Genomic DNA, 13,080 nt, shown 5'->3' with positions numbered 1-13,080 from the left:
GTCGCGGACTTGTGGTGGGGAGGTGTTCTTTGATGAGGTGGAGAAGGAGGCTCTGCGGCGTGTGATCTGGCGTTTGGCGGAGTTCTCGGGGATCAAGGTGGTGACCTACTGCCTGATGGGGAACCATTTCCACCTGCTGGCGGAGGTGCCGCACCGTGCCACCTGGCTGGAGCGTTTTGAGGGGCCGCAGGGTGAGGCGAAGCTGCTGGAGCACCTGGGCGTGCTCTACAGCAAGGCCTATGTCGGGCTGCTGCGCGATGAGCTGAGCGATTTGCGTGCGCGTGGCATGGCGGTGCTGGCCGAGCAGAAGCTGGCGACGGTGAAGAAGCGTTTTTGTGATCTGTCGCTGTTTGTGAAGGAGGTGAAGGAGCGTTTTAGCCGCTGGTTCAATAAGCGGCGTGGTCGCCGTGGAACGCTGTGGATGGACCGCTTCAAGAGCGTGCTGGTGGAGGGCAAGGGGGAGGCGCTGCGAACGATGGCGGCGTACATTGATTTGAATCCGGTGCGTGCCGGTTTGGTGAAGGACCCGAAGGACTACCGCTGGTGCGGCTACGCGGAGGCCGTGGGCGGCAGTCGCAGGGCGCAGCGTGGTCTGTGCAAGGCGCAGGGCAAGCCGGTGGACGGTTGGAAGAGCGCGGGGGCTGCTGAGGCGTATCGCTGTCTGCTACATGCCGAGGGGCGCGAGGTGAAGGATGCGCAGAATGAGAACTTGGTGGAGCGTGGCGTGAGCGTGGAGAGCGCACGTGCTGTGCTGGTGGCAGGCGGGAAACTGAGTGTGGCAGAACTGGTGCGGCTGCGGGTGCGCTATTTCACCGATGGGGTGGTGTTGGGGAGCAAGGAATTCGTGGAGGGAATCTTTGCCGCGCAACGGGAGCTGTTCAGTCCGAAGCGCAAGGATGGAGCCAAACGTATCGCGGAGTCTGATGCACCGTTTTATGCGCTACGCCAACTGCGCAGCAAGGCGTTGGGGTGATGCTGCGGCGAGTAAGAACGTGACTCACTCCGTGAAAGCGGTGTCGTTGATGCAGGTTTGCTCAGTGGATGGCCGCCACCCTTCCATTACAATCCAAGACGTTTCCGCGTTGATTGCTAAGGGGACTCGGCTTCTTCGTGGCGTTCGACGAAACGCATGGCGTGGTCGATGAAGCGGAGGAGGACGTCGTCGGTGGGGCCGTTTCGGTTTTTGGCGAGGATGAGCATGGCTTCGCCTTTTTTCTTTTCTTCGGCTTCTTCGTCTTCGACTTCCATCTTGGCTCCGGCGTAGTCGGAACGGGTGAGGAGACCGACCATGTCGGCGTCCTGTTCGATGGAGCCGGACTCACGAAGATCGGAGAGGACGGGGCGCTGGCCTTTGCGGGATTCGACGGCGCGGTTGAGCTGGGCGAGGACGATGATGGGGACGTTGAGCTCTTTGGCGAGGCCTTTGATGCCGGCGGAGATTTCCGCGATTTCGATCTGGCGGTTGTCCTTGGCGCGGCGGCTCTGGGAGGTGACGAGCTGAAGATAATCGATCATGATCATCTGAATGCCGTGCTGCTTTTTGAGGCGGCGTGATTTGGCGCGCATCTCCATGATGTCGAGGCCGGGTGTTTCATCGATGAAGATCTGCGCCTTCTGCAGATCTCGCGTGGCTTTGGCGAGGGCGTCCTGCTGAGCACGGGAGAGCAGGCCGCGTGAGAGATCCTGCATGCTGAGGCGTGCGCGGGAGACGAGGAGACGACGGACGAGCATGGTGGCGCTCATTTCCAAACTGAACACAGCGCAGGGTGTGTTGCAGTCCACGGCGATGTGCTCGACGATGTTCATCGCGAGGGAGGTTTTACCCATGGAAGGACGGGCGGCGATGACGAACATTTCACCGCCCTGCAGGCCGGAACTCATCTCATCGAGTTTGGTGTAACCGGTGGAGAGGCCGCGCAACTGGCCGGGATGCTCGAGCATGTACTGGATGCTGTCGATGGCATCCATGACGTGGGTGGAGAGGGTCTTGATGCCCTCCTTGGAGCCGGTGGATTCACGCACGGCGAGCACGCGTTGTTCCGCATGATCGATGAGGGTGTCGATGTTTTCATCCATCTGCTCTTTGCCGTGCTCGTAGGCGTGATGGATGTTCAGCGAGCTGGCATGGATGAGCTCCCGCAGGATGTGCTTATCCAGGACGATCTTCTTATAATACGGGAAGTGTGAGGGGATCGGAACGAAGGCGAAAAGTTCCGAAATGGCGGCCGCACCGCCGACCTTGTCGAGCACGTTCTGTTCACGCAGAGCGTGAGTGAGAGTGATGGGATCGAGGGGGAGGTTTTTGTCGTAAAACTCCAGCAACTTTTCGTAGATGGTGCGATTCGCGTCGTGGTAGAAAGCCAGGGCGGGCAGGGTGACCCGGCATTCGCTGAGGCGTTCGGCGGGATCCTGAAGCAGGCAGGAGAGGACGCCTTTTTCGGCCTCGTCGCTGAAGGGAAGGGCGCGATTGAAAGAGGCGAGAAGCTCTTCAGCCGTGGGGATTTCGTTGCGCTTTTTAAAATTCTCCCGCTTTTTTGCAGGTTTTTCGCCGCCGTTTTGCGGGGTGTCTGCTGTCGTGATGGGAGTGGAATTTTCGGCCATGGAGGATGTGCAGGATGGAGGGCTGAGGATTTGCGTCAATGACGTGCTCAATCGTGAGGTGGGCGGATTTGGCGTGTTTCGGGGTGGTTTCGGATATTTTGGAAAAAACGCGACAACGGCACCCCTTCAGAAATTTGTGTGTGAGTTTTTGTGATGACCGATAATATACTTTCATCAAAAGCTTGCTGTGTCTGGGGACGTGTCGAAAACTGAACACCTCCGGATCTACCGGGTCAAACGCCCCTTCAAATCACAACCACCTATGTTACTTACAGCACTCAAACTTAAACTCGCGGCTCTTGTCGCGGTCGCTGGCATCGACACTGCCGAAATGCCGGGAGCTTCCAAAGAGTTCACCGATATTCTGACAGCCCTCAAGGCTGATCAGGACAAGGTTCAAGCAACTCCAGGAACCGGAAGCCCTGATGTCAACAAGTCCTTCAACGATGCCGTCGCGAAAGTGCGCGAACTGGCGCAGAAGGATGACAAGGACGCCATTTACGCGCTTGCCCATTGGGGAGTGCTCAGCGGTGCGAACATCAATGAAGTCGCCGCTCTGTTCCGCAAGGCAGCGGACAAAGGACAGGTCCTCGCCAAATCCGAACTCGCCCAAGTGCTGATGCAGGCCGGTGCGCAAAATCCGGACGCGATGAAGGAAGCGATCAAGCTGATCAAGGAAGCTGAAGCTGAAAACAACAAAGTTTCCCGCCGCATGCTGGCCCAGTTGCACCTGCAAGGCGTCACCGAAGGTGAAAAAGGTGTTGTGGTAGTTGAGAAGAGCCCAGCGAAAGCCAAGGAGCTTCTTGAAAAAGGCCAAAAGGCACAGGACGGCGAAGCCACTCTCGGCCTGGCCCAGATCTACTCCGCTGGAGTGGAAGGCATCCCCCAGGATCAGCAGAAGGCGCTGGAGTACCTCATCGAAGCTGGCAAGCAGGGCAGCGCAGTGGCCCTGAGCACCTATGGTGCCCGTCTTCTGAATGGCGACCCGGACACGAAGGAGAGCCCGAAGCTGGTGAAAAAGGACGTGCCTGCCGCATTGAAGATGTTCAATGAAGCCGCCACCAAAGGTCTTGCCGCTGCAAACCGCATTCTGGGTCAGATCTATGAAAACGGAGTCGGTGCTGATGGCGCAGACGTGAAGCAGGACGTGACCAAGGCTTTTGAGTACTACACCAAGGCAGCCAACGGCAATGACCCTCAGGCTCTCTTCCGTCTCGGCAATGCGTTCGAAACCGGCATCATCAAAGACCCTAAAGGCAAGCGTGACGACAAAGAAAACATCCTCATCCAGCCAAATCCAAAGAGCGCCCTTGACCTCTACCGTCTTGCCGCACAGAACAACCTTGCTGAAGCCTTCTACAACGTTGGTGTGTATTATGAAACCGGCACGGTGGTGGACAAAGATCCAGCCAAAGCATTTACCTTCCTGATGAAGGCTTCCACCGCAGGCATTGCTCAGGCGATGAACCGCCTTGCTGGCCTCTATGCCAACGGGACCGGAGTCACTCAGGACGTTGTGGCTGCTGCTGGCTGGTATCAGCGTGCATCAGACATGGGCTTCGCTCCTGCGCAGATCGCACTTGGCATTCTTTATGAGCAGGGTGCAGGTGTGCGTCAGAGCCGCATGGTTGCAGCAGGTCTCTATGCCGATGCAGCCCAGCAGGGCGTGGCCCTGGCCATGCTTCGCCTCGCCAATCTCTATGCCGTCGGTGTGGTTCCTGGCACGCCAGAACTTCCCCGTGCATGGGCTTATGCCATGCAGGCAGATGAAGCCGCTCAGAAGAGCGCGAACAAGGCTGACATGGATGTGACCTCCAATGTGCTCAAGCAGCTCGAAGGCAAGATGAAGCCTGAAGAAGTGACCGAAGCGAAAAAGATCTTTGAGAAGCTGCCGAAGCCACAGGCCGCAGCAGCTCCGGCAGCAGCGACGGTGCAGGATTCCGTCCCATCCAAAGCTGGCGCGCCGAAGAAGTCGAAATAGCACTTGTCAAAGCAACGCTCTTTGCTAGTCTCCGGCTCCCCAAATCTTGGGGAGCCGGTTTTTTTTAATTTCCGGGGCATTAGCTCAGTTGGTAGAGCGCCTGCATGGCATGCAGGAGGTCAGCGGTTCGAACCCGCTATGCTCCACCAAACCCCGTGCACACTCCCTGCTGCTGATTATCTGGCTGCTGTCAGCCCAATCTAAAATGAGGCCAAGTGCAGCAACTGTCAGCGAAACAGGGGATTGACGACCTTCTTAATCACCTCGTACCTGCCGTCATGAGATTCAGGAGTCCTGACTCAAGAAGTTTGGCGTAGCAAAAGCAGCCAGATTGGACCCATCACCCAGAAAATGAAACGAGCCACGAAAGTGAAGGAACTCAGATTGTAGTTAGACACTCGGAATTTTCCGCTCAATATCCTTGCCGTTTCATCGGGGTTTGTTAACAAATTGACCCATAGCAGGCATTTTATATGAAGTTCACCATCAGCAAAGAATCTTTCCTGGACGCAATCAACCAGGTTCAGCATGTGGTCAGTTCGCGTACCACGCTCGCCATCCTCTCCAATGTGCTGCTCAAGGCGAAGGATGGAAGGCTTGAACTCACCACCACTGACCTTGATGTCGGCGTGACCTGTTCGGTTCCTGCGGAGGTCGAAGAACCTGGGGCCACCACGCTTCCGGCGCGTCGTCTTGCCACCATCGTTCGGGAGCTGCCGTCGGAGGAAATCGAAGTGAAGGTGGATGAGAAAAACGTCGCCTCCATCCGCAGCGGACCCAGTTATTTCAAAGTGCTGGGACTTACCAGTGAGGAATTTCCCGCGCTGCCCCGATTTGATGATGCGCGTGAGTTCCGTATTGAACAGCAGGTGCTGCGCGACTGCCTGCGCAAGACCAGCTACGCCATTTCCACGGACGAAACGCGCTACGTGCTCAACGGCATTCTCTTTGCCTTCAAGGACAATGCGCTGACGATGGTGGCCACAGACGGACGCCGCCTGGCGATGGTCGAGCAGGAGCTTGAGTTTCCACAAAGCCAGGAGGTCGACATCATTGTGCCGACCAAGGCCGTGAATGAACTTTCCCGCTTGCTGGGAGATTCTGGAGAGGTCGCCATTCGAGTCACGGGTTCCCAGGTGGGTTTTGATCTGGGTGAAAGCTTGCTGGTCAGCAAACTCATCGACGGCAACTACCCGAACTATCGTCAGGTCATTCCTGGTGAGTCGAAGGAGCGTATTCCGCTGGAGCGGGAAGCCTTTCTACGGGCCATCTCTCGTGTGTCCCTGCTGGTCACTGAGAAATCGAATTCGATCAAATTCATCTTCACCCCAGGCAGCGTGGAAATAGTCGCCACTTCTCCGGATGTCGGGGAAGCGCGTGAAACAGTGGCCATCAACTACAAAGGTGCTGCGATCACCATCGCGTTCAATCCGGAATTTGCGATGGCACCGCTGCGCAATCTGAGCGCCGATGAAGTGCATCTGCACCTCATTGATGAAATCAGCCCCGGTGTGCTGCGCAGCGGCACGAATTTCCTGTATGTGCTGATGCCGATGCGCGTGAATGCCTGATTCCTTTACTTTCTTTTTCAATCAAACACGCCATGAAACGATTCCTGCAGGCATTCTTGCTGATTGTGACCGCCACGAGCTTTAGCGCATGCTTGGGCCCTAATATGCCGCCGCCACGTGATGGGCCACGCGGGCGTGGGCGGTCGTTGGATGTGCCTCCGCGCTATGGTGTGCCCCAGGAGCAGACGCAGTATTTTGACGGGGTGGATCTTTCCAATCCCAATGCAGCGGCGGTTCAGCAACCCGACCCCAACGCGCCTGTGACAGGTGACAATGTCACGGCTCCACCAGCGACAGAAAGCACGACGGCCCCGCCACCTGTTTCAATCACGCCTCCTGGCAGCATGACGCCCCCTGCCGCGCCAACTCCTGCTGATATCCCTTACGCGACCCGGATCAGTGGCAAGCCGGGCTTTGTGAAGAGTCCGTTTGATCCGAATGGGCAGGCGATTGATGTGCGTGACTTCCAGTCTGGTCAAAAGGCACGCTGTCCTTATACGGGCAAAATTTTCCGTGTGCCGTGAGCTGCTGAGCTGTTTGCCCCGATCCAGCTGATGGATTGCGTGTCGTGTTGGTCGGCTAAGGATTTCTTGAGCCGAGTCTGCCGCCTTTCGGATTTGTCAGTTTTCTTTCATTTCGTGTCCGTCGAACGTTCCATTGCCATCTTCAGTCCCGGCCTGCTTGGCGGATCACTGGCCAAAACGATCCAGCAACGCATGCCAGGCCTGGCGGTGCGTGTGTGGGCCCGACGTGAGGAGGCCGTGGACGAGGTCAGGAGAGTGCTTCCAGGGGTCATCGCGAGCACTGAGATCTCGGAGGTCATGGTGGGGGCTTCTCTGGCAGTTTTGTGCATGCCGATTCAGTATATGGCGGGCATCGCGCAGCAGATCGCCGCCTGCGATTTGTCGGATGACTTGATCGTGACTGACGTCGGCAGCGTGAAAGGCGGGGTGGTGGGTGAACTGGAGGCCATCTTCATGCCGACCAAAGCGAGCTTTCTGGGCAGCCACCCCATGGCTGGTTCCCAGCGTACAGGCTTGGCACACGCAACGGGAGATCTGTTTCATCAGGCTGCCTGCATACTGACGCCGACCGCGCATACCAAGCCAGAGCATCTGGGCAGAATGCGCACTTTTTGGCTCAAACTCGGCTGCCGTATGCAGGAGATGACGCCGCAGCAGCATGACCACTGTGTGGCGCGCATTTCACACCTGCCGCATACGATGGCTGTGCTGACGACTCTGGCGGCCCTGAGCGAGGATGCGCGGGTGCTGGACAGCTCTGCAGGAGGCTTTCGTGACACTACTCGTGTCGCCGGCGGCGATCCCGAGATGTGGGCGGGGATTCTCCTGCAAAACCGCATGGAAGTGATGGCGGCCCTGGAAGATGCTTCTTCTGTCATGCGAGAGCTTCTTGAAATGCTCCAGACCATGGACGAAGTAGCCCTCCGCCGTTTTCTCGCCCAGGCCAAAGCCCTGCGCGACCTCCTACCGGCGGTCTGAAGATCATGGCCAGCCTCACGTCGAAGAAACTCAAAAACATTCCCGCCGAAATCACCGTCCCCGGTGATAAAAGCATTTCCCACCGTTCCGCGATGTTTGCCGGACTCGCGAAGGGCACGACCATCATTGATGGTTTTCTGCCCAGCGAAGACTGCCTCTGCACCGTGCATGCCATGCAGGCCCTCGGGGCAACCATGGAGCCGCTGGAGGAGATCGAAGGCGTCGGTCTCGTCAAACTGGCGATCACCGGCAACGGCATGAAACTGAAAGCGCCGGACAAGCCCGTCGATTGTGGCAACTCCGGCACCACGATTCGTCTGATTTCCGGCATCCTCGCCGGGCAGGACTTCAAAACCGAGCTGTTTGGTGATGCATCGCTCTCGAAGCGTCCGATGAAGCGTGTTGCTGATCCTCTCGGCGAGATGGGCGCGAAGATCACCGGTCAGGGGGAGAAAATCTGTGCTCCTCTCACCATTCAGGGGGCTCCCTTGAAATCGATCTACTACAAGCTGCCTGTGGCAAGTGCCCAGGTGAAAAGCGCCATTCTGCTGGCCGGACTCTTTGCTACGGGCAAGACGACGGTGGTGGAGCCGGTGGCCACTCGCAACCACACCGAGCGTCTCTTCACGCACTTTGGCATCAAATGGCTCAGGGAAGACGACTGCGTCAGTGTTTATGGCGGGCAGGAACCGCAAGCCAATGACATCGTGGTGCCTGGAGACATTTCCAGTGCAGCCTTTTGGATGGTCGCCGCCGCCGCCACACCGGGGGCGCAGATCACCCTCAACAATGTCGGGCTGAATCCTACCCGCACGGGCGTCATCAACGTTCTCCTGCGCATGGGTGCGCTGGTGACGAGTTCAGAGACGCACTCCGACGGTGAACCTCGTGGCAACATCACCGTTCGCGGTGGTGATCTGAACGCTACGGTCATCGGTGGGGCTGAGATTCCCAATGTCATCGACGAGCTGCCCATTCTGGCGGTTGCTGCGGCGCTGGCCCGTGGCAAGACATTGATCCGTGACGCTTCTGAACTGCGGGTGAAGGAAACCGACCGCATCGCTGCCGTCGCTTCCAATCTGCGCCTGATGGGTGTTACCGTCACCGAACATCCAGACGGCATGGAGATCGAAGGCGGAGCCAAGCTGCATGGGGCTACGCTGGCTTGTTATGGCGACCACCGCATTGCGATGGCCTTCCTCGTTGCTGGGATGTTTGCCGAAGGTGTCACCACACTTGAGGGCTCTGAGTGCATCTCCACCTCTTATCCTGGCTTTGAGCGCCATCTGGACCTGTTCCTGAATGGGGACGGTGGGGCACGTCCGATTCCTGTCATGTCCGCCGTGCCGCAGCCGCTGGTGGATAAAATGAATCGTGACAAATCATGAGTGCGGCACATTCTGTGATCACGATTGATGGACCTGCGGCCTCAGGCAAAAGCAGTATCGCGCGTCTTGTCGCGCAGAGGCTGGGCCGCACTTACGTCAACACGGGCAACATGTACCGCGCCATGACCTGGGCGGTGCTGCAGGCAGGGGTGGATCCGCAGGATGCAGACGCCGTGCGTGCCGCTGCGGCTGATATTGTCATCGAATCACCCGTCATTGAGGGGAAAACGCAGGTTTGCGTTTCCGGGCGGCCGCTCACGGATGCCGAGCTTAACAGTGATCCCGTCAACCGGGCGGTTTCATTCATTGCGCGCGTCGCTGAAGTTCGCGACCGCCTCGTGGCGGATCAGCGGGCACTGGCCACCATCGGACCGCTGGTGATGGAAGGGCGTGACATTGGCTCGGTGGTTTTTCCTGACAGTCCGCACAAAATCTACGTCGATGCCACTGAGGAGGTGCGCGCCAGCCGGCGTGGCGCGCAGGGGCTTTCGGACCAGATTGCCGAACGAGATCGCATTGACAAACAGCGCAAAAACAGTCCGCTGGTCATTCCGCGTGGGGCGATCGTCATCGACAATTCGCACATCACCCTCGACCAGGCCGTTGATCAGGTGATCGCGACGCTCCAACTGACTTAAAGGCAAACAGCAATGAACTTTTCCTACTGGCTCGGACATCGTCTCTTTGGCGAACTTGCCCGTGGATTGTTTGATTACCGGGTGGTGGGTGCGGAAAAACTGCAGTTCTCCGGTCCCGCCATCATTGCCAGCAACCATGTCAGCTTTCTCGACCCTCCGCTGATTGGCGCTGCATTTGATTCGGTCGTGCATTCGTTCGCCCGCAAAACACTCTTCGACCATCCTGTTGCGGGGATGATTCTGCGTAGCTGGCAAGTCCTGGCTGTTGATCTGGACAAGCCAGATCCGGCAGCTTTGAAGACCACCATTCGTCTGCTTCGGGATGGCAAGAAGGTGGTCATGTTTCCTGAAGGCACGCGCAGTTTCGATGGATTGCCACAGTCAGCCGAAGCGGGTGTTGGCCTCTTCATCGCCAAGGGCAAGGCTCCGGTGCTGCCGGTCCGCCTATTCGGTGCCTATGAGGCCTACCCGCGTGGTGCCAAGACGCTACGCCCTGCGCGGATTACCCTCGTTGTGGGTGATCTGTGGCAGCCTGATTTGAAAAGCTATTCTGAAACGGGCAAAGAACTCTATCAGGTTCTTGCGAACGAAGTCATGCACCGCATCTCGGAGCTGAGAGTGTGATTTGGACCGTGCGCGTCTGACTGGAAACACTCGCATTTGAAATGCGGGAAGTTGAATCTCTGCGGCATTAAGAAGCAGGTGGATGAAAAGTTGTGTAATAATGCGGAGGTTTTCAATATTTTCGCGTAAAATTGTTACAGAACTATCTTCTTCTATTTAATCTTATTCGTGTAATAGGAACAGCGTCTGCTCAGAGCTTTCTCAATCCACTTTCGTCCTTCTTAATGTCCCCGCTCCGATCCTTGATCGTGAAAACCGCTTTTCCGATCAAGTCGCCACAAACATCACCAAGCACACAACATGGGTATGAAGAATTCAGCCCGGCGGGTGGTCCATGGCTTGTAAGGCAGTCGTTCCTGCGGGCGGAAACGGTCTGGCTTTCATCCATGCTGGGAGCGTATTTTCCTTCGCTTCCTCGTGTGCTGGACATTCTCAATGAGGGAACGCAGACAAACATCATGCTGGGATCTGCGCCGGGAGAGGCATTGAAGCAGTACTGCAGCCGAGTAGGACCGCTGCCGATAGGCATCGCGTGTGTGTTGGTGTGGCGGCTGGCGGCGGAACTCGAGGCGCTGGAGTCCTTCCTGCCTGAGGCGGTTGCATTTGTGGATCCCTTGAGCTGCCGGATGGGCTTGTGGCAGCAGGATTTTTTGCAGTTGTTTGTGGACCGTTTTCAGACGCGGCCGCTGGGGCGTGAGGAGATTGCTTCGCGAGTGATGCAGGTCTGCGCGATGCTGATCAAGGGGCATCCGACCGAGCCCATCAGCGCCTCCGTGGCGGCCAAAGTGCCTTCTTCACTGCTGACGCATCTGCGGGAGTGGCAGGCTGCGGGAAGCACGCTTCTGACACTGGGGCAGATCAAAGGGCTGATGCTGATGGCGACCGCCGCAGTGACTCGCGGCCTGCGCGGCTCAAATATGATGTCGCAGCTTTTCGCCAATGAGCGATGGCATCCACTGCTGCCATTCCCGAGGTCCGTTCCGCATGTTTATGGGAGGAGCGAGGGATCGAGGATGCCTGTTGTTTCTGTCCGCCTTTCCCGTCTGCTTGCGCATCGGAATCGCCTGACTGAGATCGAAGTGTTGATGTTGCACAGTCGCTTGCGCGAGCAGGCGGTGGCCGTGCCGGTACTGGGGCTGGCGCTGGATCCAGAGCATATCCTGCTGCGCCTTCCTGGATTGCGGGAAAGTGCGAATGATTCCAAGGTGCTGGACATTCGCCTCGACAGTCTCGCTGAGTTCACGGTTGCCTTGGAATCTGCTGCTGACTGCTTGTCTTTGGGACGGTCTCCGGTGGTCATTCGCGAAGCTATGGAACCCGGGGTGCCCTTTTCGGATTTACGTGGTGACATCGATGAACAGCTCAGCCGCCTTTGGCAGACTTTGCAGGATGGTACGTTCAGTTTATCCGGCTACAATATGGAAGCTATCGGCAGTCGGGAACTGCCGGGGCAATTCTTCTGTTATTTGGGGAATGCAGTTCACCGCGTGGGCCGGCCCACTGTTCCGCAGACGTCAGCGCGTGCCGTGGTGTTGTCACCACCTTCCCGGGAGCCAGGCTCTCCTGCGGCGGAAGAAAGTGTGGAAGCACCTTCGATTTTTCCTTTTAACACCTCAATCGATAAGCTACCGCAACACCCTATGAAGATGATTCTTATCACCGCTGGTAGCGGTGGCACAGGCAAAAGTACGATCGCCCGCCTCATCTATGAGCTCGCCAACTTTGAGACACGTGATGATGTGGCCATGTTCGACTGCGATGCTTTGGGAAATCGTGATTTCCAGAAGATTTCGCCCGACAAGATCGAGTCGATGCCCATCGACAACGTCGATTCCATGCGCCGCATTGTGGAAACGGCGATGGAGGGGAAGCTTGTTCTCGCCGACCTGCCAGCGAGCTGCCAGGACATCCTGGGGCGTGACCTGAATCCTGAAATCATCCAGAGTCTGCGCGACGATGACGGTCTGCACTGGCTGCCTATTCACCCCGTGACAGCGAAGGCCGCCACCCTGCCTGCCATCAAGCAGTGGCGCTCGGCTATCTTCGGCGATGCCCCCTCCATTGTGGTCGTCAGTCTGAAAGACGGCCCGGTTTCTTCTGAACTGCTGGATGAAATCATCCGCCCGCAGGACTTGGTGCTGCGCATGCCGGTGCTGGATCAAAGCCTTGCGGCTGCATTGGATGCGTCAAACGCGACGTGGCTGGATATTCTGGAAGGACGTGTGCAGGACAGCCACCGAATGTTTGGCAATCCGCTGGTGAAGCGCCAGTTGCGCTTCAAGCGCAAGGAATGCGAGGATGCTCTATTCCCCTTGCTACGCCGAATCATCAAAGACGTGAGCTAGGCGAATGCCTGGCTCACTGCTCCCGGCACTTCACGTCTCGCAGTTGTAGATCCAGCGCCGTGCCGGACATCTGGATTTCCACCAGAGACAGTGTCAATGACGCCAGCATGAGGAGCAGGCTTATGCCGAACGTGATCTGTCCGGCCGCCTGCCGGTCAAAGAAGAGAAGAGTCGTGCTGACCACGCAGAACATCAGGCTCAGTACGCCCATGGTCTGCATGTGCTTGATGATTTGAATGCGCTTCCGCAGGCTCTGAATCTGCGGAAGCAGCATCGGCTCCTGGGTGGTCCGCCAGTTTGCATGCAGCCCGCGCACGACGGCTGCCAGTCCGAGGAAGCGGTTGGTGAAGGCCAGCATCAGCAGCGAGATCGCTGGGAAGAGCAGTGATGGGGTGGAGAGGGGGAGTTCTGGTAATGTCATGGCCCGCCC

General features: G+C 57.6%; 11 protein-coding genes and 1 tRNA gene. 10 read left to right on the top strand and 2 right to left on the bottom strand.

The annotated features are described in order from the left end of the window. A partial coding sequence (locus PSV43_RS17165; protein ID WP_300200064.1) for a transposase occupies window positions 1–973 on the top strand: 973 nt, incomplete at its 5' end. A 116-nt stretch (window positions 974–1,089) separates the two neighbouring features. Here PSV43_RS17165 and dnaB read toward each other — a convergent pair. Continuing rightward, window positions 1,090–2,601, bottom strand: coding sequence for a replicative DNA helicase (gene dnaB, locus PSV43_RS17160; protein ID WP_300200061.1), 1,512 nt, complete (start codon window positions 2,599–2,601; stop codon window positions 1,090–1,092). A gap of 262 nt (window positions 2,602–2,863) precedes the next feature. On the opposite strand from dnaB, the gene PSV43_RS17155 reads away from it, so the two are divergent. From PSV43_RS17155 to PSV43_RS17115, 9 genes are all read left to right on the top strand, one after another. Next, entirely contained in the window at window positions 2,864–4,582 is a 1,719-nt protein-coding gene (locus tag PSV43_RS17155) for a hypothetical protein (RefSeq protein ID WP_300200058.1), read from the top strand. A gap of 73 nt (window positions 4,583–4,655) precedes the next feature. Continuing rightward, window positions 4,656–4,731: transfer RNA gene (locus PSV43_RS17150), tRNA-Ala, on the top strand. A gap of 324 nt (window positions 4,732–5,055) precedes the next feature. Further along, a complete protein-coding gene (dnaN, locus tag PSV43_RS17145) occupies window positions 5,056–6,153 on the top strand; it encodes a DNA polymerase III subunit beta (RefSeq protein WP_300200055.1) in 1,098 nt (365 codons plus the stop codon). Window positions 6,154–6,185: 32 nt separating this feature from the next. Next, complete coding sequence (locus tag PSV43_RS17140) at window positions 6,186–6,677, top strand: hypothetical protein (protein ID WP_300200052.1); 492 nt, start codon at window positions 6,186–6,188, stop codon at window positions 6,675–6,677. 114 nt (window positions 6,678–6,791) lie between these two features. Then, window positions 6,792–7,655 (top strand): prephenate dehydrogenase/arogenate dehydrogenase family protein, encoded by an 864-nt coding sequence (locus PSV43_RS17135; protein ID WP_300200049.1) that lies wholly within the window; start codon window positions 6,792–6,794, stop codon window positions 7,653–7,655. A 5-nt stretch (window positions 7,656–7,660) separates the two neighbouring features. Next, window positions 7,661–9,043, top strand: coding sequence for a 3-phosphoshikimate 1-carboxyvinyltransferase (gene aroA, locus PSV43_RS17130; protein ID WP_300200047.1), 1,383 nt, complete (start codon window positions 7,661–7,663; stop codon window positions 9,041–9,043). Next, a complete protein-coding gene (gene cmk, locus PSV43_RS17125; RefSeq protein ID WP_300200044.1) occupies window positions 9,040–9,681 on the top strand; it encodes a (d)CMP kinase in 642 nt (213 codons plus the stop codon). The genes aroA and cmk overlap by 4 nt, the downstream gene beginning before the upstream one ends. Before the next feature lie 12 nt (window positions 9,682–9,693). After that, the gene (locus tag PSV43_RS17120) at window positions 9,694–10,305 is read left to right on the top strand and encodes a lysophospholipid acyltransferase family protein (RefSeq protein ID WP_300200042.1); all 612 of its coding nucleotides are present in this window, start codon (window positions 9,694–9,696) and stop codon (window positions 10,303–10,305) included. A 248-nt stretch (window positions 10,306–10,553) separates the two neighbouring features. Next, a complete protein-coding gene (locus tag PSV43_RS17115) occupies window positions 10,554–12,650 on the top strand; it encodes a hypothetical protein (RefSeq protein ID WP_300200039.1) in 2,097 nt (698 codons plus the stop codon). Between the two features lie 13 nt (window positions 12,651–12,663). On the opposite strand, the gene PSV43_RS17110 is transcribed toward PSV43_RS17115, so the two are convergent. After that, on the bottom strand, window positions 12,664–13,071 hold the full coding sequence (locus PSV43_RS17110) for a DUF2721 domain-containing protein (RefSeq protein WP_300200036.1): 408 nt from the start codon (window positions 13,069–13,071) through the stop codon (window positions 12,664–12,666). Window positions 13,072–13,080: the final 9 nt, after the last annotated feature.

Origin of the sequence: Prosthecobacter sp. (genome assembly GCF_029946185.1) — a bacterium.
Taxonomy (GTDB): Bacteria; Verrucomicrobiota; Verrucomicrobiia; order Verrucomicrobiales; family Verrucomicrobiaceae; genus Prosthecobacter.
This window is presented reverse-complemented; position numbering and strand designations above follow the sequence as displayed.

Bases quoted from the DNA above. Each gene is read 5' to 3' on its own strand.
- dnaB (WP_300200061.1), bottom strand. From the start codon at position 2,601: ATGGCCGAAAATTCCACTCCCATCACGACAGCAGACACCCCGCAAAAC.
- PSV43_RS17155 (WP_300200058.1), top strand. From the start codon at position 2,864: ATGTTACTTACAGCACTCAAACTTAAACTCGCGGCTCTTGTCGCGGTC.
- dnaN (WP_300200055.1), top strand. From the start codon at position 5,056: ATGAAGTTCACCATCAGCAAAGAATCTTTCCTGGACGCAATCAACCAG.
- PSV43_RS17140 (WP_300200052.1), top strand. From the start codon at position 6,186: ATGAAACGATTCCTGCAGGCATTCTTGCTGATTGTGACCGCCACGAGC.
- aroA (WP_300200047.1), top strand. From the start codon at position 7,661: ATGGCCAGCCTCACGTCGAAGAAACTCAAAAACATTCCCGCCGAAATC.
- cmk (WP_300200044.1), top strand. From the start codon at position 9,040: ATGAGTGCGGCACATTCTGTGATCACGATTGATGGACCTGCGGCCTCA.
- PSV43_RS17120 (WP_300200042.1), top strand. From the start codon at position 9,694: ATGAACTTTTCCTACTGGCTCGGACATCGTCTCTTTGGCGAACTTGCC.
- PSV43_RS17110 (WP_300200036.1), bottom strand. From the start codon at position 13,071: ATGACATTACCAGAACTCCCCCTCTCCACCCCATCACTGCTCTTCCCA.